The following is a 20,415-nucleotide window of genomic DNA, read 5'->3' on the forward strand; positions in this document are numbered from 1 at the left end:
ACGTAAATCAGCAGGGTAGTCGACTGAGGCAGGCTGCCAGCCACACGTTGAAGGGATCGGCCACCGCGGCAAGAAGTCTTGTCTTCGCAGTCCAGCTACCATTCCATGATGCCATGTGGGCACATCAAGGTCAAATTCGCGATAGGCGGTAGAATGTGTCGCGACAGGCCGCGCTAGTAGCAATTACCGGAATCGGCTTCCCGGGGCGAGCATGGGCGATAGGACCTGTTTGAGTGATACCCATTGCCATAATACCGGTCGCCATAATACCGGTTGCGGTAATACCGGTCGCGGTAATACGGTTCGCCATAATAAGATCCGCCATAATAGGATCCGCCATAATAGGATCCGCCATAATAAGGTCTGCCATAATAAGGTCTGCCGTAATAGGGTCCGCCGTAATACGGATCGCCGTAGAAGCCGCTTCGGTAATACCCGCCGTAGTAGCCGTTGTTGTTGGCGATCATGCTGCCGAGCAGCGCTCCAGCGACAAATGCGCCGGCGGGGAACCAAAAGTCGTTGTGCCTATGGTATCCCGGACGATAGTGGCGGTAGCCGCGATAACCCCGGTACCAGCCATCTCGAATTTGGATGACATCGGACTGCGCGCTTTGTGCCCTGGGCACGAAGATCGGTGCGGCATCAACTGGAACAGTGCTCGTAAGTGCAAAAGTGGCGACCAGGGAGGTCGCTATGCCTGACAGGAACCTCATGATCGCGTCCTCGCTGGTGGCAATGTTTGCCGTATGCGAAACGTCGTCATTAACTGGAAGAAACGTCGTCGATCCAAATTTGTTCCCGAGACCGGCAAATTGTCTCAAGCCGCTCCGAACCTTTGACGGTCAGACAGGCCGCCGTCCCGCCCAGATATACGCTTGGGTGGCCCGCTGGAAATACATGTCGTCGACCGCTTTGTCACTGCGGGCGATCCGACCTAAGCCTCCTTCACGGACAAGACATTGCCTTCGGTATCGACAAGGCAGCTTGTCTTCTTGCCGCTGGCATCGAGTTCGACCTGATAGGTTTTGGAATCGATCTTGTTCGAGGAAACCGGAAGGATCTTGGTGCTGTCGACGCCGCTCGCCTTGGCGGCCGCATTGGCGCAAAGCAGCTGAAGGTCCGCCGGGGCCGTCTCGACCTGGGTCCTGGACATCTGGTCCTGAGGTGGCGGCGGCGGCGCGCTGACGCAAGCGCTCAGGGCCGCCACCAAGAATCCAATTGCTGTTGCCCGGATCGAAGTTCTCACTGCACGTTTTGCCGGATGCGCCCTTTCTTTTTGAGCCTGCTTGCCGACGCCTGCGCACTCTCCGGTGACGTGCGACGGGCACTCGACTTAGTGGGAGAGGCTCTGACAGCGGTCGAGCGTACAGGGCAGTGCTGGCCGGCCGCCGAACTGCATCGATTGCAGGGGCAGCTCCTGACAGCTTTGCCGGACGGCGGAAGACCAGCCGAGGCAAGCGCCGCGTTGCAGCGCGCGATCAGATCGCCCGGAGTCAATCCGCGAAGTCCTGGGAGCTACGCGCTGCCACCAGTCTCGCCCGACTCTGGCGCGACGAGGGCAAGCATGCCGACGCCTCCGATCTGCTAGCGCCGGTTTATGCTGGGTTCACCGAAGGCTTTGCGACACCGGACCTCAAAGAGGCTAAAGCAATACTCGATACCTTGAGGTGAATAGAGCCCTCGCTATCCTTTGGGCGGCCCCTGAGCCATTGATGCTGGCCGAGACGCGCGTCTTCGTCGAATCCGTGGCCGAGGCATTCACGCGCCAGCGCCTCGACGAAAAATTCCGACAGCCTCGCGTGAAAAGGCATTGGTTTGTCACATCAGTGAAACGTCTGGTCACTGCCATGCGCTGGTTCAGATGAAGGTCCGCTAACGAGCCGCCGGAGCGCCTGGGGAAAGTCCGGATCGGGTCAACTTATTCCGTAGCGCGAGCGAATCTGGACGACTGGAACGGGTCGAAATCGGTATTTCGTCTTCGGTACCAAGCGTCAGATTTCAACTCTGGTATCTATTTCGCGCCGAGCCTGGCCAGCACGGCTTTTGGAATATTGTATTCCCGGATCACCGCGTCGTGCTTGCGCAAGCCGCACAATTCGCGCTGGATGAAGTAGGCGTGGACTGCCTCGGCCGCGTCCTTGAGCAGCCGGGCACGATGTTCGCCATCGTTGCCATGTTCACGCAATCTCGCCAGCGTCTCATCCACGCGCCGGCCGGCGCGGCCGAGCGCCGCCGCCTTTTCGCCGAGGATTTCATGGCCGAGCAGGTCGAGCGCGCTCTCCTGCGCCCCCGACCGTCCGAAATTCGATGGCATTCGCACCGACTTGATTCACTCCGGTTTTGCTGAAATCTGGCCCTACTCCGCCGGCCGCGTCTCCTCCAGCACGCGCTCCTCGTTGAACAGGAAGCCGCCGGACTGCCGCTTCCACAGCCGCGCATAGAGCCCGTCGAGCGCGACCAGCTCGTCATGCGTGCCTTGCTCGACGATGCGGCCGCCGTCGAGCACCACCAGGCGATCGAGTGCGGCGATGGTCGACAGCCGGTGCGCGATGGCGATGACAGTCTTGTTCTCCATCAGCCGCGCCAGATTTTCCTGGATGGCCGCCTCGATGTCGGAATCGAGCGCCGACGTCGCCTCGTCGAGTATCAGGATCGGCGCGTCCTTGAGGAAGACGCGGGCGATGGCCACGCGCTGGCGCTGGCCGCCAGACAATTTCACGCCGCGCTCGCCGACAAAGGCCTCATAGCCCTGGCGATCGCGATTGTCGCGCAAGTCGAGGATGAAGTCGTGCGCCTCGGCCTTCTTCGCGGCCGCGATCACCTCGGCGTCGGTTGCTTCCGGCATGCCGAGCTTGATGTTGTCGCGCAAGGAACGGTGGAAAAGCGCGGTATCCTGGCTGACGACGCCGATGTTGGCGCGCAGCGAATTCTGCGTCACCTTTGAGACGTCCTGGCCGTCGATGGTGATCTTGCCGCCCTCCAGGTCGTAGAGGCGCAGGATCAGATTGGCCAGCGTCGTCTTGCCGGCGCCGGACGGCCCGACCAGCCCGACCTTCTCGCCCGGCCGCACGACAAGGTCGATGCCGTTGAGCACGCCGAACCCCTTGCCGTAGTGGAACTCGACGTTCTTCACTTCGATCCGGCCGCCGGTCACGACAAGCTCCCTGGCGTCGGGCGCATCGGTCAGGCCGAGCGGCTGCGAGATCAGCGCCTTGGAGTTTTCCAGCACGCCGAGATTGCGCAGGATGCCGTTGAGCTGCATCATCAGCCGGCCGAGCAGCATGTTGAGCCGCAGCACCAGCGAAAGCGTGAAGGCGACGGCGCCGACAGTGATCGAGCCTTCGATCCAGAGATAGACGGCAAAACAGGCGATCGCGGTGATCATGATCCCCGACAGCGTCGTCAGCGCCATGCGCACGCCGGTCAGCCTGCGGGTGAACGGGCGCAGCGCGTCGAGATAGATGTCGAAACCGCTCCTGATGTAACGGTCGTCGCCGTCGGCGGAGAACAGCTTCAGCGTCTGCACGTTCGAGTAGGAATCGACGAAGCGGCCGGTGATCATCGAACCGGCCTCGGCGGTTGCCTCGGCGTGCTTGCGGATCGCCGGCAGATAGCGCCTGGCCAGCCAGCCGAAGGCGGTGATCCAGATCACCACCAGCACCGCCAGCCTGAGATCGAGGCCGGCGACCAGAACCAGCGTCGTCACCGTATAGACGACCATGAACCAGACGACCTCGATGAAGCTTTGCATCAAATCGCCGGTCGCCTGCCCCGCCTGCCAGACTTTTGTCGCGATGCGCCCGGCGAAATCGTTCTGGAAGAAGGCGTAGGACTGGCGCGAAACATGGCGGTGCGCCTGCCACCGCACCAGGTTGTAGAAGCCTGGGGTGATCGTCTGCTCGTCCACCAGCGCCGCCAGGCCGACGACGATGGTGCGGGCGATCAGCACCACGGCGGCCATGAAGACAAGCTCGGGACCGGCGGCGGTCCACAGCGCGTCCCAGCTGCGCTCGCCGGGGATCTGGTCGAGAATGTCGACCAGCCTGCCGACGAAGTAGAACAGCCCAGCCTCGACCAGCGGCGCAATGCCGCCGATGACCAGCATGGCGAAGAAGGCGACCTTCGCCTGGCCGACATAGTGCCAGAGGAAACCGCTGACGCTGACCGGTGGCCGAAGGCCCGCGGGCTCCCTGAACGGATAGACCCAGTTCTCGAACCAGCGATAGACGGCAATCATCATTCTGGTGCCATCATTCTGGGGCCTTCATTCTGGGGCCCATCATTCTGCTGCCCTCATTCTGCGGCTTGACCCCTGACGATGGCATCGTTGGCGGCCGCACCCTCGTCGAGCAGGAAGCCGCCCGACTGACGCTGCCAAAGCTGCGCATAGAGCCCGCCGCTGGCGACGAGTTCCTCATGCGAGCCTTCCTCGATGACGCGGCCCTTGTCCATGACGACGAGCCGGTCCATCGCCGCGATGGTCGAGAGCCGGTGCGCTATGGCGATGACGGTCTTGCCTTGCATGAGCTTGTAAAGGTTCTCCTGGATCGCCGCCTCGGCCTCCGAATCCAGCGCAGACGTCGCCTCGTCGAGGATAAGGATCGGCGCGTCCTTCAGCATAACACGGGCAATCGCGATGCGTTGCCGCTGGCCGCCGGACAATTTGACGCCGCGATCGCCGACATGCGCATCGAAACCGGTGCGGCCACTGGCGTCTGAAAGCTTTGATATGAAATCAAGCGCCTCGGCGCGGCGTGCTGCCTCGACCAGCATCTCGTTGCTGGCGTCCGGCCGGCCGTAAAGGATGTTCTCGCACACTGAGCGATGCAGCAGCGAGGTGTCCTGCGTGACCATGGCGATCTGGGCGCGCAGGGAATCCTGCGTCACCGCCGCGATGTCCTGGCCGTCGATCAGGATCCGGCCAGCTTCAAGGTCGTAGAAGCGCAACAGAAGGTTGACCAGCGTCGACTTGCCGGCGCCCGAGCGGCCGACGATGCCGACCTTTTCGCCCGGCTTCACCGTCAGCGACAGGCTTTCGATCATGCCTTTCTGCTTGCCGTAGTGGAAGCGGATGTCCTCGAAACGGATCTCGCCCCTGGTCACGACAATGTCCTTGGCGCCAGGCCTGTCTTCGACGACGCGCGGCAGCGAGATCGAGCTGATGCCGTCCTGCACCGTGCCAATATTCTCGAACAGGGTGGACATCTCCCACATGATCCATTGCGACATGCCCCAGAGCCGAAGAACGAGCCCTATGACCAGGGCGACGGCGCCGATCGTCACCACCTGGCCGAGCCACAGCCACAGCGAGATCGCAGTGACCGAAAACAACAGCAGTGAGTTGAGGACGTAGAGCAAGCCGTAGAGCTGCGTCACCAGCCGCATCGACCGGTAGACCGTATCGAGAAAGCCGGCCATGCCTTCCCGGGCGAAGGACGCCTCGCGCCGCGCATGCGAGAACAGCTTGACCGTCTGGATGTTGGAGTAGCTGTCGACGACGCGGCCGGTCATGGTCGACCGCGCGTTGGCCTGCTCCTCGCCGACCTTGCCCAATCGCGGGATGAAATAGCGCAGGAGCAGGACATAGCCGGCAAGCCAGACGGCAAGCGGTGCCGCCAGCCGCCAGTCGGCCGAGCCGACAATCAACAGCATGCCGAGGAAATAGACCACGACATAGTTGAGCACGTCGATGAGCTTGATGACGCATTCGCGCACGGCGAGCGCCGTCTGCATCAGCTTGGTCGCGATGCGCCCGGCGAACTCGTCCTGGTAGAAGGCCATCGACTGCTTGAGCAAATAGCGATGCACCTGCCAGCGAATGCGCATCGGATAGTTGCCCATCAGCGTCTGCTGGTTGAGCAGCGCATGGAACCAGACCGTCGCCGGCAGCGCGAACACCACGATGAAAGCCATGCCGGCGAGCTTCCAGCCCTCGGTCTGCAGGAATGTGTCGCGATTCTGCACCGACAGCCAGTCGACGATCCGGCCCATGAAGCCGAACATCCACACCTCGGCAAGGGCGATAGCCGTCACCAGCATCGCATCGATCGCGATGTAGGGCCAGGCGCCGCGCGTATAGTGGACGCAGAAGGCGATCAGCGTCTTCGGCGGCTCGACCGGCTCCTCGGCAGGGAACGGATCGAGCCTTTTTTCAAACCAGCGGAACATTGTCTTGGTACTCACATGCTCGTTTTCGCTCACGCCGCGCGGAAGCGTGTAGCGCCCTGGGACGCATGGCGTCCTGGACACGCGTAGCGTCCTGGGTAGCGTCATGGGGTCGCGTGGCGGCAAGGACCGGCATCCCGGAATCACCCGGGCCGCCGACCCTGCTTCGCCCAATATAGGATGTCGCGGGCTTTTCGCCGACAGGCTCGTTTGACGATCCTGACAGCGCTGTGTCAACGACCCGGAGTTTCGCGCCGGTTTTTGCGTCAGGGCGGATCAGCCTGATGATCCGGCGCACCAGCGACGGCCGGCTGCGGTCGGGAACCGCGCGCGAGAAATCGACGTCCGGCAGCATGCCGCGATGCGGGCGCCGGCGGGTTTCGGCGTGAACCGCCGACGAGTAGGTTTCGCCGACCAAAAGCGCTGAGGTCGCCATCCTGCGCTCGTGCAGGTTTCTTGAACCGGGAATTTTGCAGGGATCGAACATCAGTCCATCCTCCATGTGAAAATAGGGAAGAAATCCGGCCTGTTCGCAGGTGAATGGCCAGCGAAAGGCAGAGCCAGCCAAGACGGGCCCAGCCAAGGCGGGGATTGAACAGCAGCGTGCTCAGGCGGGGCGTTCAGCCCCTTCGACAGCTTGAAAAACATCGCAGGATTCCTTCGAAGACCGAAAAAGGGTTTCGGCTAAGAATCGGTGCGATCGAAGTCTAAAAGGTCAGGAGAATCGTCGAACCGAAACCGCCGGCAGGCTGGTAAGCCCACATGAGGGGCGCAGGATGTGCATGATCATCATGAATTACCCCTCCATCGGTTCGGGTTGACAATGCCCGGCGTATAACCGACTTCGCAGAAAATGACCACCCGCCGGTCCAGCAATTTCCAAAACCGCGAACCTGTTGTGGCCGATCTGCCACTTATTAGAAGGATGCGGAAATGAACAACCGTCTCCGCATCGCGCTCTACCAGCCGGATATCGCCGGCAACACCGGGACAATCCTGCGCTTCGCGGCTTGCCTCGGCCTCGGCGTCGACATCATCGAACCGGCCGGCTTCCCGCTCTCCGACCGGGCGCTGAAACGGGCCGGCATGGACTATCTCGAAATGGCGGCTCTGACCCGGCATGTCGACTGGCACGCCTTCGAGAACTGGCGCAGAGGCGAAGCGCGGCGGCTGGTGCTGCTGTCGACCAGAGCCGCGACCGCCTACACCGATTTCGCCTTCATCGACGCCGACATTCTTTTGTACGGCCGTGAATCCGCAGGCGTGCCGAATCCTGTCCACGAGGCGGCGGATGCGCGACTGATCATCCCGATGCAGCCGGGCGCGCGCAGCATCAACGTCGCGCTTTCCGTCGCCATGGTGGCCGGCGAGGCGATCCGGCAGCTCGGATAGGATTTGCAGTGGCGCAGCGGGCGCAGCGATTATGGCGGCTTTCTCGCCAACGACCGCATCCTCGCTTGTCACTCTTACCCAGGCACACATCGCCTTCTCCTGCGGTTTGCATATCAAGGGTTTCTTCGTTACAAACTCAACTTAACTTGAGGTCAAGCGGAAAATTCGAATGGCTGCGGTGACGGAATTAACGGTCGGCCAGGTGGCAACGCGCAGCGGGGTGGCAGTGTCGGCGCTGCATTTCTACGAGGCGCGCGGATTGATCCGCAGCCACCGCACGTCAGGCAACCAGCGGCGCTACGGCCGCGACGTGCTGCGGCGGGTGGCGATCATCAAGGTGGCACAGGAGGTCGGCATCTCGCTGGCCGAGATCGGCGAGGCGTTGGCATCGCTGCCCGAAGGCCGCACGCCGACGCGCCAGGACTGGAATGTGCTTTCAACCGCCTGGCGCGACCAACTCGATCGCAAGATTGCCCAGCTGAAGAAGCTGCGCGACGGGCTGACCGACTGCATCGGCTGCGGCTGCATGTCGATCGACAAGTGCCCACTGCGGAACAAGGGCGACCGGCTGGCGAAGGAAGGGACTGGGGCTAGAAGGTTAGTGGTTCCTTCATCCCGCTGACGCTACATCGCTACGTCAGCGCTGCCCCTCAACCCCCGGCCGGGACCTTCTCCCCGTATAGTGACGGGGAGAAGGGGCACTGCCGTAGCCTCGGCACTAATTCTGCAGCGTTGCTGATTGGCGAAACCCTTGACGACGGTGTCATTTCTCCCCGTCACTATACCGGGAGAAATGTCCGGCAGGACAATGAGGGGCGGCGCCGGCCTTGGCAATTTGCCCTGGGGAAGGTACGTCCCGTCAGGTTCTAATCCGCTGCCGGCAATCGCCTGATGGTGAATTCGATGACGTCGCCCGGCCGCTCGAACCAGCTTTCGATCTCGGTCCAGTAGGCCTGCTTGGGAAAGCGCTCGAACCATTCCTTCGCCTTGAGCCGCGCATCGGAGCGCGGCAGGACGAAGGTCTCGCGCAAAAACCCGTCGCGCGGCATGCGCTCGCGCTCGGCACGCGAACGGTCGAGCCTCTTCTTCAGGCCATCCAGCGGCGGTCTTGCCGGGGTGCGCACGAAAGAACTCCATTCACACTTGACCCTTGCACCTAAGAGATTAGGGATCGCGGCCGGAAAAGACGAGTCATTTGTCGGGCTACGCCCCACAACCGGAGACAGCATTTGCAACGACCCGAAATACCGGCGGGGCTGCCGGCCGACATCGAGCAGAAGAAGATGAGGGCGCGGCTGTGGTTCGAGACGTTGCGCGAGCGCATCTGCGCCGCCTTCGAGCAGATCGAACAGGACCTGCAGGGGCCGCAGGCCTCATGGTCGCCCGGCCGCTTCGAAAAGACGCCGTGGGAGCGCGACGCCGGCAAGGGCGGCGGCGGCACCATGTCGATGATGCGTGGCCGCGTCTTCGAGAAGGTCGGCGTCCACACCTCGACGGTCCATGGCGAGTTCTCGCCGGAGTTCAGGAAGCAGATGCCGGGCGCCGAGGAAGACCCGCGCTTCTGGGCAAGCGGCATCTCGCTGATCGCCCATCCGTGGAACCCCAACGTGCCGGCGGTGCACATGAACACGCGCATGGTGGTCACCTCGCGCCAGTGGTTCGGCGGCGGCGCCGACCTGACGCCGGTGCTCGACCGTCGCCGAACCCAGGACGACCCGGACACGGTCGCCTTCCACCGCGCCATGCAATTCGCCTGCGAGAAGCACGCTGGCGTCGCCGACCACGCGAAATTCAAGGCCTGGTGCGACGAGTATTTCTATCTGCCGCACCGCAACGAACCGCGCGGCACCGGCGGCATCTTCTTCGACTGGCTGCATTCGGACGAAGACAAAGGCGGCTGGAACGCCGATTTCAACTTCGTCCAGGATGTCGGGCGCACTTTTCTCGTCGTCTACGGGCATCTGGTGCGGGCCAATTTCAACGACAACTGGACCGACGGCGACCGCGAAGAACAGCTCATTCGCCGCGGCCGCTATGTCGAATTCAACTTGCTTCACGATCGCGGCACCATCTTCGGGCTGAAGACCGGCGGCAACGTCGCCGCGATCCTGTCCAGCCTGCCGCCAGAGGTGAAATGGCCGTAAAATCTCGGTGAGTCGGACGTGAGCCGCAATTAGGTCCAAATCGCACGATTCTGGCTGCGAATGTGGCGCGCAGAATATCTTTTTAGTCTAATATCCATTTGAAAAAGCAAGATTATTTTTCGTTCCGGGCCGGGAAACGCCGGCGGTTCTCGCCTCCCTGGAACCGCGACCCGACGCGACCGGACGGCCCAAAATTGAGTGGGGCACCTTCCCAAAGGGTGCCTTCATTTCCAGGAGAGCATGCCATGCGCAAGCTTATTATGTCGGTTGCGGCTGCTGCCGTTCTTGCCTCTGGTGGCGCTGCCTTCGCAGCGATCAAGCACACCACGGGCACGATCAAGACCTATGATGGAACGGCGATGAGCCTCGTTCTGGATAACGGAGCTACCTTTACGCTGCCCAAGGCCTTCAAGAATCCTGGCCTGAAGGCCGGCGAAAAGGTCCGCGTTTCGTGGGACATGAGCGGCAAGCACAAAATTGCCGAGGCAGTCAGGATCGTGAAGTGATGCCCTGCCCGCTGGAGCAAGACGAGGTCTTGCCTCCGGGGTAGCGTCAAGAGGGCGGAGCAGCGATGCTCCGCCTTTTTTCGGATCTATGCGGCAACCAAAACCATCCGATCGTGTTATGCTGGTTCGGCCAGCGCATGATCCGAAAACCGAACTGGATTCCGACGGAAATCATGCGTCGATCAAAGGTGCTGGAGCTTCCGTGTCAGAGCAGATGCGGCGCTCCGAGGAGGAAAAGGGAGAAATCCGATGAAGGAATTCCACTGCGGTTCGCTGGTTCCGGGTTGTGACTGGCATACGCGCGCCGACGAGGAAGCCGAGGTCATGCGGCGCGCCGTCGACCATATGCGTGAGACGCATGGCGAGACGATCATTCGCGAGACGATGATCGAAGCGATCCGTTCGCGCATCGAAAAGGCTCGCGACGCGGCCTGATTTGCCTAAAGCGCGTCGCGCGCTTTTTGCGCGACATGCATTAGGTTTCGAGTGCTTCTGCGGCGCGCTTGAGAAGTGCGCCGCGATCCAGCGCAAAGCCGGACTCGATCCACTCGTTTTCGAGATTCTTTAGGGTTGCGCCGAGTTTCGGCCCGGGCGACGCGCCAAGCCTCGCCAGATCGGCGCCCTTGATCGGAAATTCGGGCTTTTTCCATTTTCCGGCGAAACCCAGCAGCCGCGAGAGGCCGCCGGCCTCGAGCAGCGCGTCGTTGTCCTCGACGGCGCGTACTCGAGCGGAAGCGAGCGACAGCCGCAAGCGATCGACAATGCCTTGACGGTGGCCACGATAGAGCCGTTTTGCGAGTTCCGCTTCGGTCGTCTTCGGCTCGACGGGCGCTGTCAGCGCCCACTGCCTGAGACGGCCGGCGTCGCTGACGGAGAACCTCAACCGCTCGGCGAGCGTCTTCATCCGCGCTGCGTCCGGCGGCACGATCGCTTCCAGCCTGAGCAGCGGGTCCGGCGTCCAGCCGAGATCCTTCTCGGCCCTGGTCAGCGCATGGATCGCATCGATGCCCCATTTCTCGCTCTCCGGCAGAACGCTGGTGAGCACGCCCGCCTGGCGCATCCACAGCATGGCGCGCGACGGATCGGGGGCCGACAGCAGCTTCTTCAGTTCGGACCAGACGCGCTCGACCGAGAGTTGGCCAAGCCCCTCCTTGAGCCGGGCGCAAGCCTTCAGCCCTTCGGCATCCGGCCGGCCGTCGCCATACCAGGCGAACAAGCGGAAAAAGCGCAGGATGCGCAGATAGTCCTCGCGTATCCGGGCCTCCGGATCGCCGATGAAGCGCAGCCGGCGCGCCTCGATATCGGCAATGCCGCCGACCAGGTCGACGATCGTGCCGTCGGCCTCGGCATAGAGCGCGTTGATGGTGAAATCGCGCCGTTCCGCATCGGCCTTCCAGTCGCGCCCGAACGACACTTTTGCCCGCCGGCCGTCGGTCTCGATGTCGGCGCGCAGCGTGGTCACCTCGAACGGCTTGCCGCCGGCGACAATCGTGATGGTGCCGTGCTCGATGCCGGTCGGCACCGCCTTGAAACCCGCCGCCTCGGCGCGGCGGATGGTTTCATCAGGCAGGCAAGTGGTGGCGATATCGACGTCGGCGACCGGCTGGCCGATGAGCGCATTGCGCACCGCACCGCCGGCGATGCGCGCCTCCTCGCCGCCATCCGCCAAAGCCGCCAGCAGCCGCTGCAAATGCCGTTCCCCGAGCCAGTCGGCTTTGCCCGCGAGCGACACCCGGCCGCTCACGTATAGAGCCTTTCATAGAGCGTGCGGATGATGCCGGCGGTGACGCCCCAGATGCGTTGTCCGTCGTAGGGCATTTCGTAGAACACCCATTCGAGATCGTTCCACATGCGGCTGTCGCGGCCGTGGTTGGCCGGATCCATCAGAAAGCGCAGCGGCACTTCGAAGGCGGCGTCGACCTCCTCGGAATTCAGCGTCAGTGAAAAATCCGGCCGCACGATCCCCAGCACCGGGGCGATCCGGTAGCCGCTGCCGGAGACGTAATCGGGCATGCGGCCGACGATCTCGACCAGGTCCTGGCTGAGCCCGATCTCCTCGAATGTCTCGCGCAATGCCGCCGCCTCCGGGCTCGGGTCGGCAGGATCGATCGTGCCTCCGGGAAAGGCCACCTGCCCCGAATGGTTGCGCAGCTTTTCCGCCCGCTTGGTCAGCAGAACCGTGGCGTCGCGTCCGTGATCGACCACCGGGATCAGCACGGCGGCATCGCGCAGCGCCTTCGCAAGCTTCAAACGCGGATGGCCGGGGTTGAATCGATGGTCGCCATAATCGTCGGCGGCATGCGCCAGCGGCTGCGCCGCGACGCGGGCACGAAAATCCGCTGCGGTAAACGGTGCCGGCGTCACTTGGTCCATAGCGTCACTTGGTCCATCTTGCCCCAATCCGACTTGCGCTGGCTATTTGGCGGCCCGATCATGCGCTCAGCCGCTGCAGTTTTTCCGCCGGCATGATCGGATAGACCGCGCCCTTCGAGCGGACGGCAAACATGCTTCGGCGGCCGACCTCGATCTCCTCGCCATGCTCGACCAATTCGTACATGACCGGCCGCGCCACCAGCGCCTCCAGCCGTCCGCGCACCAGCACATAGGGTTTCAGGCCGCCGGTCGCCTCCTCGTCGACAAAGCGCAGCGGATGCTCCGGCCCGACCTCGACCACATCGCCGACATTGGTACGAAAGGTGATGACTTGGCCAGCGCCGGTGCCGCAAACATCCATCTCGACGGCGATGAAGGGCGCATCGATGACGCGGATGCCGACCCTTTCCACCGGCGTCACCAGATAGGTCCTGCCGTCTTCGTCCTTGCGCAGCACGGAGGAAAACAGCTGCACCAGCGGCATCCGGCCGATCGGCGTGCCCTGGTAGAACCAGGTGCCGTCCTCTCTGATCTCGATGTCGAGATCGCCGCAAAACGCCGGATTCCAACGCTCCACCGGCGCCGGCCCTTTGCCAGCGCGGGCGGCACGCGAGATCAGCGCCTCCAGACCGCGCGCCTCGTTCGCGGTCGTCAAACTTCCTTCACGATCGTCGCCGCGTTCTGTCATGGTCACGAAATAGTCACTGTTGTTCCGCTTGTCAGCCTAAGTCAGTGATTTAAGTTCAAAGACAGGCTCCACGCGAGGCCGAATCGCGGCACTCTGTGGCGTCGAAGCTGCAAGCCGGTATTTCCAACGAGAAGGATCGATGCTGCATGAGCGTGATGATCAAGGAAAGCCCGATCAGCGAAAAGGATATGATCGCCCAGGCCGAGACGGCGCTGGCCGACATTTCCAGGGTTCGCGAGGGCGTCGGCCGCGTCATCTTCGGCCAGGAAAGCGTCGTCGAACGCACGCTGGTGGCGCTGCTGGCCGGCGGCCATGCGCTGCTGGTCGGCGTGCCCGGCCTCGCCAAGACCAAGCTGGTCGAGACCCTAGGCATCGTGCTCGGCCTCGATACCAGCCGCATCCAGTTCACGCCCGACCTGATGCCGTCCGATATTCTCGGCTCCGAGGTGATGGAGCAGGACGAATTCGGCAAGCGCTCGTTCCGCTTCATCTCCGGGCCGATCTTCGCGCAGTTGCTGATGGCCGACGAGATCAACCGCGCCTCGCCGCGCACCCAGTCGGCGCTGCTGCAGTCGATGCAGGAATACCACGTCACCATTGCCGGTGTCCGTCACGACCTGCCGGCGCCCTTCCACGTGCTGGCGACGCAGAACCCGCTGGAGCAGGAGGGCACCTATCCGCTGCCCGAGGCGCAGCTTGACCGTTTCCTGATGCAGGTCGACATCCTCTATCCGGAAATCGAGGCGGAGCGCCGCATCCTCCTGGAGACCACCGGCATCGAGGACGCCAAGGCGCAGAACGTGTTGCAGCCGGCGCGGCTGAAGGAGATCCAGACCCTGATTCGCCGCATGCCGGTGCCGGAAAGTGTCGTCGAGGCGATCCTCCAGTTGGTGCGCTCGGCGCGCCCCGGCCAGGGCAATGCCGAGACCGACAAGCACGTCGCCTGGGGCCCGGGCCCGCGCGCCAGCCAGTCGCTGACACTGTGCGCCCGCGCCCGCGCCCTCTATGACGGACGGCTGGCGCCGTCGATCGACGACATCAGAGCGCTGGCCGAGCCGGTGCTGCAGCACCGCATGGCGCTGACCTTTGCCGCCCGTGCCGAGGGCACGACCGTGCGCGACGTGGTGGCGAAACTGGCAAAAGGCATCTGATGGCGCGTATAGGCGAGGCCCAGGCACCGGCGGCGACGCGTGACGCGCTCGCCCGCGGCCGGTTGCGGGCGTCGCTGGTGCCGGACCTGCTGGTCGAGGCGCGGCGCATCGTCAACACGGTGATCGCCGGCTGGCATGGCCGCCGCAAGCGCGGCATCGGCGAGAATTTCTGGCAGTTCCGGCCCTATGTCGAGGGCGACTCCTCGCGCATCGACTGGCGCCGCTCGGCCCGCGACGACCACATCTATGTGCGAGACCGCGAATGGGAGGCCGCCCATACGGTGTGGCTGTGGGCAGATCCCTCGCCTTCCATGCTCTACAAATCGACCGGCGCCACCGTCTCGAAGGAGTCCCGCGCGCTGGTGCTGGCGCTGGCCATGGCCGAGCTTCTGTCGCGCAGCGGCGAGCGCATCGCCTGGCCCGGGCTGACCGATCCGTTCACCGCCCGCAACGGCGCCGAGCGGATCGCAGCACAACTCAGCCATGCCGGCGAACTGCCGGCAAAGCCCGACCTGTCCGCCATCCGCCGCTTCTGCGACATCGTCATCGTCAGCGACTTCCTCGATCCGGTCGAGGACACCATCGCCTGGCTTGACGTGCTCGCCCGCCACGGCGTGCGTGCCCATCTGATCGAGGTCGCCGACCCGGCCGAGGAGAGATTCCCCTATGCCGGCCGCACCGAATTCACCGATCCCGAGACCGGCGACAAGCTGACCGCGGGCCGCGCCGAAACACTGGGCGACGACTACCGACTGCTTTACATCGCCCGCCGCCAGGAACTGACCGACTGGTGCAAGCGCCTCGGCTGGAGCTTTACCGTCAACCACACCGACCGCCTCGCCTCCGATGCGCTGGTGCGTGTCCACATGGCGATGACCGTCGATGGCAGCTCAGCCGGGAGGATCCGCGCATGAGCTGGCTGCCGCTCTCCTTCGGGGCGCCGATGGTGCTGTGGGGCTTTCTGGCCCTGCCGGTGATCTGGTGGCTTTTGCGGTTCACCCCGCCCAAGCCGCAGACTGAGGTCTTCCCGCCGCTGAAGATCCTGGCCCGCGTGCTGAAGCGCGAGGAGACGCCGCAACAGAGCCCGTGGTGGCTGACGCTGCTCAGGCTGCTGATGGCGGCCCTTATCGTTGCGGCGCTGGCCGAACCTGTCTTCAACCCGCGTGAAAGGCTGCCGGCCGAGGGCACCGCTCTTGCGCTGGTCATCGACAATGACTGGGCAAGTGCCGCCGACTGGGGCCAGCGCGTCGCCACTGCCGAACGGCTGATCACCGATGCCAGCTCCAACGACGTGCCTGTCATCATCGCCTTCACCGCCGAAAAACCGAATGCCGAGATCGGCCCGTTCGACGCCGCCACCGCGCTCGACCGGCTGCGCGCGGCAAAGCCGCGGCCGATCCCGACCGACCGCCCGGCCGTCTATGCCCGCGTTGCGGCAACCCTGGAGAGCTTGCCGGGCGCCAGCGTCGCCATGCTCGCCGACGGTCTGGCGGCGGAAGGCGACGAGGCCGCCTTCAACAGGCTTCTGTCGAAGAACGCCGCCCGTGTCGTCTGGGCCGCCTCCGACCGGCCTGGCCTGATCGGCCTGACTGGCGCCGACAACCAGGTGGACGGCTTCGAGCTGACCGCCATCCGCGCGCCGGGCGATCCGGCGCCGGCTCAGGTGACCGCCGGCGCCTTCGACGACAAGGGCCGCCGCATCGCCGACGCCACGCTGACCTTCTCACCGGGCGAATCCACCGCCACCGGCACGATGGCGGTGCCTTTCGAGCTGCGCAACGACTTCGCCTCGATCGCGCTCGACGGTCAGCGGCAGGCCGGCGCCGTCCGCGTGCTCGACGAGAGTTCCAAGCGCCGCCGCGTCGGACTGCTGTCGCAGGCCGAAGCCGACCAGGCGCAGCCGCTTCTGTCGCCGCTATACTACATCCGCCGCGCGCTGCAGCCCTTCGCCGATCTGGCCGAGCCGTCGAGCGCCGACCTTGCCGACGCCATCCCGCAGCTCCTCGACCAGAAGCCGGCGATGATCGTCATGGCCGATGTTGGCACCATTCCGCAGCAGGTTCGGCAAAGGCTGGTCGACTGGGTCGACAATGGCGGCACGCTGGTGCGGTTCGCCGGCTCGCGGCTGGTCGCCGCCGGCAATGACGACGACCTGCTGCCGGTCAGGCTGCGCACCGGTGAGCGCTCGCTCGGCGGCGCGCTGTCGTGGACGACGCCGCAGCCGGTCACCGATTTTCCGAAGACCGGCCCCTTCGCCGATCTCGCTCCGCCCGCCGAGGTCACCGTCTCCAGGCAGGTGCTGGCCGAGCCGACGCCCGATATCGTCGAGCGCAGCTGGGCGACACTTGCCGACGGCACGCCGCTGGTGACCGGGATGAAGAAGGGCAAAGGCACGCTCGTCCTGTTCCATGTCACGCCGGAGGCGACCTGGTCGAACCTGCCGATCTCCGGCAGCTTCGTCGAGATGCTGCGCCGCATCGTGCAACTGTCGCGCAACCAGGGTGCGGCGGTCGCCAATGCAGAAGCCGCCGGCGCCTCGCTGGCGCCGTACCGCATGATATCAGCCGATGGCACGCTGGTGCCGCCGACGCCGGATGCACGGCCGCTGGTGCCGGGTGCCGGCCCGCTGCCGGTGACGTTCGAGAATCCGCCCGGCCTGTACGGCTCCGACACCGGCGTCATCGCCCACAATCTGCTCAATGCCGAAAGCAGCTTGGCACCGTTGGTGCGTCCTCAGATCACCGTGCCGGTCACCACCATCCAGTATGCTTTCGACGAATCGCACAATTTGAAGGGCCCGCTGGTGGCGGCAGCTCTCCTGCTGATGGTGCTCGACACGCTGGCGGTGTTCTGGATGGGCGGCCTGTTATCGCGCCGGCCGCGCCGCGCCGGCACGGCTGCCGCAACCACCGCCGCCCTGCTGATAGCGCTCGGCGCCCTGGTCGGCCACACCGACATCGCCCGCGCCGACGATGCCAAACCTGGTGATGAGCGGGCGATCGAGGACATTTCGAAAACCCGGATTGGCTATGTGCAGACCGGCGACCGGAACGTCGATTCGATCAGCCAAGCCGGGCTTGAGGGCCTGACGCGCTTCCTGATCGAGAAGACCGCGCTCGAGCCGGGGGCGCCGGCCAGCGTCGATATCTCGAAGGACCAGCTTGCCTTCTATCCGCTGATCTACTGGCCGATCGACCCTGCCGCACCGATGCCGAGCCAAGCCGCGATTGCCCGGGTCGACGCCTATATGCAGCAGGGCGGCACGGTGCTGTTCGACACGCGCGACCAGTTCGCCACCGGCATCGGCGCGGAGCAGGCCAGCCCGGCGACGGAGCGGCTGCGCGACATCCTCGGCAACCTCAACGTGCCGGCGCTGGAGCCGTTGCCGGAGGACCATGTGCTGACCAAATCCTTCTACATCCTGCCTGAGTTTCCCGGACGCTTCGCCGGCGGCCCGCTCTGGGTCGCGGCGTCGCTCGAAGCCAGCAACACCGAGAACCGCCCGGTACGCACCGGCGACGGCGTCTCGCCGATCATGATCACCGCCAATGATTTCGCCGGCGCCTGGGCGGTCGACGAGAATGGCGACCCGCTTTTGCCGACCGTGCCGTCGGATCCGATGCAGCGCATCTATGCGCTGCGCGCCGGCGTCAACATCATGATGTACATGCTGACCGGCAACTACAAATCCGATCAGGTGCATGTGCCGGTGCTGCTCGAACGGCTGGGGCAGTAAGCCATGAACTTGTCGCTCGCCTTCGAACCGCTCATCTCCTGGCCGCTGCTCGGCCTGGTGCTGGTGCCGCTGTTGCTGCTGGCATTGGTCGGCTTGTGGTTCCGCCAGCGCGGCGCGGTCTTCCGTTTTGCCGCGCTGCTGGCGCTGACTGCGGCCCTGCTCAACCCGGTGTTGCTCGACGAAGAGCGCGAGGCGCTGAAAAGCGTCGTCGCCGTCGTCGTCGACCGCAGCCAGAGCCAGGACATTGGCGAGCGCACCAAGCAGACCGACGAGGCGCTGGCCGGGCTTCAGCAGCGCCTCGGCCGCTTCAAGCAGTTCGACGTCCGCGTCGTCGAGGCCGGCAAGTCGGAAGCCGCCGAGGAGCGCACCGAAACGCGGCTTTTCGGGGCGCTTGAGAGCGCTTTCCGCGACGTGCCGCCTTCGCGCATCGGCGGCGCCGTCATGATCACCGACGGCGAGGTGCATGACGCCCCGGGCGGCACGCCCGACTTCAACGCGCCGCTACACGCGCTGATCACCGGCAACGACCAGGAGAAGGATCGCCGCATCCGCTTCGAGAATGCGCCGCGCTTCGGCCTGGTCGGCAAGCCGCTCGAAATGACCTATCGCGTCATCGGCACCAACAACGAGGCCGGCTCGGTCGATGTGCGCGTCTCGGTCAATGGCGAGCAGGTTTCGGTCGAGCGCGCCACCATCGGCCAGGCCATGCCGCTGCAGGTGACCATTCCCGGCGCCGGCCGCAACATCGTCGAGCTCGCCATCGATCCCGAGCCTGACGAACTCACCGACACCAACAACCGCGCCATCGCGCTGATCGACGGCATCCGCGAGAATTTGCGCGTGCTGCTGGTCTCCGGCGAACCGCATGCCGGCGAACGCACCTGGCGCAATTTGCTGAAATCCGACGCCTCGGTCGATCTTGTCCACTTCACCATTCTGCGGCCGCCGGAAAAGCAGGACGGCACGCCGATCAATGAATTGTCGCTGATCGCCTTCCCGACGCGCGAACTGTTCGTCGAGAAGATCAAGGATTTCGACCTGATCATCTTCGACCGCTACCAGCACCGCGACGTGCTGCCGATCCTCTATTACGACTACATCGCCGAATATGTCGAAAAGGGCGGTGCGCTGCTGATCGCCGCAGGACCCGAATATGCCGGCGAAAGTTCCATCGCCCGCACGCCTTTGACGTCGGCGCTGCCGGCGATGCCGACCGGCGAAGTCGTCGAAAAGGCCTTTTATCCGCGCCTCACCGAGCTCGGCCAGCGCCATCCGGTGACGCGCGGGCTTGACGGCTCGGCCACCGAGCCGCCGCACTGGAGCCGCTGGTTCCGCACCATCGGCGTCGAGAACCCCGGGGGCGAGGCGGTGATGAAGGGCGCCGACAACCGTCCGCTGCTGCTGCTCGACCGCAAGGGTGAAGGTCGCGTCGGCATGTTTTTGTCAGACCAGGGTTGGTTGTGGGCGCGCGGCTTCGAGGGCGGCGGCCCGCATGTCCAGCTCTATCGCCGCATCGCCCACTGGCTGATGAAGGAGCCCGAACTCGAGGAGGAGCGGCTGACTGCCGACGGCCGCGGCATGATGCTGGAAATCCGCCGCCAGACGATGAGCGACGATCCCGGCCCGGCGCAAATCATCACCCCGTCCGGCAAGGCGATGACCGTCAAGCTCGAGAGAGCCGAGCCCGGCGTCTTCCTGGGCAGCATCGAGACCAGCGAGATCGGCCTCTATCAGGTCGGCAATGGCGACCTGAAAGCGCTTGCCCATGTCGGCCCGGTCAACGCACCGGAATTCACCGACGTCGTCTCCACCGAGAACCGGCTGAAAGCCCCGGCCGAGGCCACCGGCGGCAGCGTGCGCCGGCTGGCGCCATCTTCGGCCCTTGGCAACCTCGCCGGCGGCGTCACACTGCCCTCGGTCGTCCCGGTCCGCTCCACGGGCGCGGCGGCCGGCAACGACTGGATCGGCCTGCGCACCACCGACGACAGCGTGCTGAAGGCCGTCTCGCGCGTGCCGCTGTTCGGCGGGTTCCTCGGCCTCGGCCTGCTGCTTCTGGCATTGGGCTCGATGTGGTACCGAGAGGGGCGTTAGCGACGCGCCTTCCCCTTCTCACCCTTGTGGGAGAAGGTGGCCGAGCCCACGGGTCTTGCCTCCGGCAAGCCCGAGGACAGGCTCCGCTCGGTCGGATGAGCGACTATCTGGGGTGTCAAGTTGCATTTGCGAACTCTTTGCGCGCATCGCGTGCTTTTGCATTGAGAAT

Annotated in this window: 20 protein-coding genes; 10 read left to right on the forward strand and 10 right to left on the reverse strand. The window is 64.5% G+C overall.

Annotation, left to right across the window (positions count from 1 at the left end):
- Positions 1-173: 173 nt before the first annotated feature.
- Entirely contained in the window at positions 174-821 is a 648-nt protein-coding gene (locus AC0L16_RS15535; protein WP_473621738.1) for a hypothetical protein, read from the reverse strand.
- Positions 822-934: 113 nt separating this feature from the next.
- Positions 935-1,153: a hypothetical protein gene (locus tag AC0L16_RS15540; protein ID WP_473621739.1), complete on the reverse strand. Its 219-nt coding sequence runs from the start codon at positions 1,151-1,153 to the stop codon at positions 935-937.
- Positions 1,154-1,712: 559 nt separating this feature from the next.
- On the opposite strand from AC0L16_RS15540, the gene AC0L16_RS15545 reads away from it, so the two are divergent.
- Complete coding sequence (locus AC0L16_RS15545) at positions 1,713-1,865, forward strand: hypothetical protein (protein WP_473621740.1); 153 nt, start codon at positions 1,713-1,715, stop codon at positions 1,863-1,865.
- A gap of 146 nt (positions 1,866-2,011) precedes the next feature.
- On the opposite strand, the gene AC0L16_RS15550 is transcribed toward AC0L16_RS15545, so the two are convergent.
- The 4 genes from AC0L16_RS15550 to AC0L16_RS15565 are packed head-to-tail and all read right to left on the reverse strand — an operon-like array spanning position 2,012 to position 6,652.
- Positions 2,012-2,314, reverse strand: coding sequence for a DUF6665 family protein (locus AC0L16_RS15550; RefSeq protein ID WP_473621768.1), 303 nt, complete (start codon positions 2,312-2,314; stop codon positions 2,012-2,014).
- Between the two features lie 42 nt (positions 2,315-2,356).
- Complete coding sequence (locus AC0L16_RS15555) at positions 2,357-4,240, reverse strand: ABC transporter ATP-binding protein (RefSeq protein ID WP_473621741.1); 1,884 nt, start codon at positions 4,238-4,240, stop codon at positions 2,357-2,359.
- 53 nt (positions 4,241-4,293) lie between these two features.
- Positions 4,294-6,168, reverse strand: coding sequence for an ABC transporter ATP-binding protein (locus AC0L16_RS15560; protein WP_473621769.1), 1,875 nt, complete (start codon positions 6,166-6,168; stop codon positions 4,294-4,296).
- The gene (locus tag AC0L16_RS15565; protein ID WP_473621742.1) at positions 6,152-6,652 is read right to left on the reverse strand and encodes a hypothetical protein; all 501 of its coding nucleotides are present in this window, start codon (positions 6,650-6,652) and stop codon (positions 6,152-6,154) included. The genes AC0L16_RS15560 and AC0L16_RS15565 overlap by 17 nt, the downstream gene beginning before the upstream one ends.
- A gap of 446 nt (positions 6,653-7,098) precedes the next feature.
- Between AC0L16_RS15565 and AC0L16_RS15570 the strand changes: the two genes are divergently transcribed.
- Both AC0L16_RS15570 and soxR read left to right on the forward strand, forming a co-directional pair.
- Positions 7,099-7,557 (forward strand): tRNA (cytidine(34)-2'-O)-methyltransferase, encoded by a 459-nt coding sequence (locus tag AC0L16_RS15570; RefSeq protein ID WP_473621743.1) that lies wholly within the window; start codon positions 7,099-7,101, stop codon positions 7,555-7,557.
- 169 nt (positions 7,558-7,726) lie between these two features.
- Positions 7,727-8,179 carry a redox-sensitive transcriptional activator SoxR gene (gene soxR, locus AC0L16_RS15575; protein ID WP_473621745.1) on the forward strand — a complete coding sequence of 151 codons (453 nt, stop codon included), beginning with the start codon at positions 7,727-7,729 and terminating at the stop codon, positions 8,177-8,179.
- 244 nt (positions 8,180-8,423) lie between these two features.
- Here the strand turns inward: soxR and AC0L16_RS15580 are convergent, their stop codons facing one another.
- Positions 8,424-8,681: a hypothetical protein gene (locus AC0L16_RS15580; RefSeq protein WP_006202578.1), complete on the reverse strand. Its 258-nt coding sequence runs from the start codon at positions 8,679-8,681 to the stop codon at positions 8,424-8,426.
- Positions 8,682-8,786: 105 nt separating this feature from the next.
- Between AC0L16_RS15580 and hemF the strand changes: the two genes are divergently transcribed.
- The 3 genes from hemF to AC0L16_RS15595 all read left to right on the forward strand — a co-directional run bounded on the left by hemF (position 8,787) and on the right by AC0L16_RS15595 (position 10,642).
- Complete coding sequence (gene hemF / locus AC0L16_RS15585) at positions 8,787-9,701, forward strand: oxygen-dependent coproporphyrinogen oxidase (protein ID WP_473621746.1); 915 nt, start codon at positions 8,787-8,789, stop codon at positions 9,699-9,701.
- 245 nt (positions 9,702-9,946) lie between these two features.
- On the forward strand, positions 9,947-10,207 hold the full coding sequence (locus tag AC0L16_RS15590) for a DUF1344 domain-containing protein (RefSeq protein ID WP_473621747.1): 261 nt from the start codon (positions 9,947-9,949) through the stop codon (positions 10,205-10,207).
- Between the two features lie 249 nt (positions 10,208-10,456).
- Positions 10,457-10,642: a DUF1059 domain-containing protein gene (locus tag AC0L16_RS15595; protein WP_473621749.1), complete on the forward strand. Its 186-nt coding sequence runs from the start codon at positions 10,457-10,459 to the stop codon at positions 10,640-10,642.
- A 40-nt stretch (positions 10,643-10,682) separates the two neighbouring features.
- Here AC0L16_RS15595 and AC0L16_RS15600 read toward each other — a convergent pair whose 3' ends face one another.
- The 3 genes from AC0L16_RS15600 to AC0L16_RS15610 are packed head-to-tail and all read right to left on the reverse strand — an operon-like array spanning position 10,683 to position 13,268.
- Positions 10,683-11,951 carry a CCA tRNA nucleotidyltransferase gene (locus AC0L16_RS15600; protein ID WP_473621750.1) on the reverse strand — a complete coding sequence of 423 codons (1,269 nt, stop codon included), beginning with the start codon at positions 11,949-11,951 and terminating at the stop codon, positions 10,683-10,685.
- Entirely contained in the window at positions 11,948-12,580 is a 633-nt protein-coding gene (locus AC0L16_RS15605) for a CoA pyrophosphatase (RefSeq protein WP_473621751.1), read from the reverse strand. Before AC0L16_RS15605 ends, AC0L16_RS15600 begins: the two co-directional genes overlap by 4 nt.
- A 58-nt stretch (positions 12,581-12,638) precedes the next feature.
- The gene (locus AC0L16_RS15610; protein ID WP_473621771.1) at positions 12,639-13,268 is read right to left on the reverse strand and encodes a DUF1285 domain-containing protein; all 630 of its coding nucleotides are present in this window, start codon (positions 13,266-13,268) and stop codon (positions 12,639-12,641) included.
- 146 nt (positions 13,269-13,414) lie between these two features.
- Here AC0L16_RS15610 and AC0L16_RS15615 point away from each other — a divergent pair, with 146 nt between their 5' ends.
- The 4 genes from AC0L16_RS15615 to AC0L16_RS15630 are packed head-to-tail and all read left to right on the forward strand — an operon-like array spanning position 13,415 to position 20,246.
- Positions 13,415-14,419 carry an AAA family ATPase gene (locus AC0L16_RS15615; RefSeq protein ID WP_473621753.1) on the forward strand — a complete coding sequence of 335 codons (1,005 nt, stop codon included), beginning with the start codon at positions 13,415-13,417 and terminating at the stop codon, positions 14,417-14,419.
- The gene (locus tag AC0L16_RS15620; RefSeq protein ID WP_023799950.1) at positions 14,419-15,333 is read left to right on the forward strand and encodes a DUF58 domain-containing protein; all 915 of its coding nucleotides are present in this window, start codon (positions 14,419-14,421) and stop codon (positions 15,331-15,333) included. Before AC0L16_RS15615 ends, AC0L16_RS15620 begins: the two co-directional genes overlap by 1 nt.
- A complete protein-coding gene (locus tag AC0L16_RS15625) occupies positions 15,330-18,155 on the forward strand; it encodes a DUF4159 domain-containing protein (protein ID WP_473621754.1) in 2,826 nt (941 codons plus the stop codon). Before AC0L16_RS15620 ends, AC0L16_RS15625 begins: the two co-directional genes overlap by 4 nt.
- 3 nt (positions 18,156-18,158) lie before the next feature.
- Positions 18,159-20,246, forward strand: a complete 2,088-nt coding sequence (locus tag AC0L16_RS15630; RefSeq protein WP_473621756.1) for a hypothetical protein — start codon at positions 18,159-18,161, stop codon at positions 20,244-20,246.
- The last annotated feature ends 169 nt before the right edge of the window (positions 20,247-20,415 follow it).

The organism is Mesorhizobium sp. WSM4848, assembly GCF_055811375.1.

Excerpts from the sequence above, each read along its gene's own strand:
- AC0L16_RS15540 (WP_473621739.1), bottom strand. The coding sequence starts at position 1,153 with ATGTCCAGGACCCAGGTCGAGACGGCCCCGGCGGACCTTCAGCTGCTT.
- AC0L16_RS15545 (WP_473621740.1), top strand. The coding sequence starts at position 1,713 with ATGCTGGCCGAGACGCGCGTCTTCGTCGAATCCGTGGCCGAGGCATTC.
- AC0L16_RS15550 (WP_473621768.1), bottom strand. The coding sequence starts at position 2,314 with ATGCCATCGAATTTCGGACGGTCGGGGGCGCAGGAGAGCGCGCTCGAC.
- AC0L16_RS15555 (WP_473621741.1), bottom strand. The coding sequence starts at position 4,240 with ATGATGATTGCCGTCTATCGCTGGTTCGAGAACTGGGTCTATCCGTTC.
- AC0L16_RS15560 (WP_473621769.1), bottom strand. The coding sequence starts at position 6,168 with ATGTTCCGCTGGTTTGAAAAAAGGCTCGATCCGTTCCCTGCCGAGGAG.
- AC0L16_RS15565 (WP_473621742.1), bottom strand. The coding sequence starts at position 6,652 with ATGTTCGATCCCTGCAAAATTCCCGGTTCAAGAAACCTGCACGAGCGC.
- AC0L16_RS15570 (WP_473621743.1), top strand. The coding sequence starts at position 7,099 with ATGAACAACCGTCTCCGCATCGCGCTCTACCAGCCGGATATCGCCGGC.
- soxR (WP_473621745.1), top strand. The coding sequence starts at position 7,727 with ATGGCTGCGGTGACGGAATTAACGGTCGGCCAGGTGGCAACGCGCAGC.
- AC0L16_RS15590 (WP_473621747.1), top strand. The coding sequence starts at position 9,947 with ATGCGCAAGCTTATTATGTCGGTTGCGGCTGCTGCCGTTCTTGCCTCT.
- AC0L16_RS15595 (WP_473621749.1), top strand. The coding sequence starts at position 10,457 with ATGAAGGAATTCCACTGCGGTTCGCTGGTTCCGGGTTGTGACTGGCAT.
- AC0L16_RS15605 (WP_473621751.1), bottom strand. The coding sequence starts at position 12,580 with ATGGACCAAGTGACGCCGGCACCGTTTACCGCAGCGGATTTTCGTGCC.
- AC0L16_RS15610 (WP_473621771.1), bottom strand. The coding sequence starts at position 13,268 with ATGACAGAACGCGGCGACGATCGTGAAGGAAGTTTGACGACCGCGAAC.
- AC0L16_RS15615 (WP_473621753.1), top strand. The coding sequence starts at position 13,415 with ATGAGCGTGATGATCAAGGAAAGCCCGATCAGCGAAAAGGATATGATC.
- AC0L16_RS15620 (WP_023799950.1), top strand. The coding sequence starts at position 14,419 with ATGGCGCGTATAGGCGAGGCCCAGGCACCGGCGGCGACGCGTGACGCG.
- AC0L16_RS15625 (WP_473621754.1), top strand. The coding sequence starts at position 15,330 with ATGAGCTGGCTGCCGCTCTCCTTCGGGGCGCCGATGGTGCTGTGGGGC.
- AC0L16_RS15630 (WP_473621756.1), top strand. The coding sequence starts at position 18,159 with ATGAACTTGTCGCTCGCCTTCGAACCGCTCATCTCCTGGCCGCTGCTC.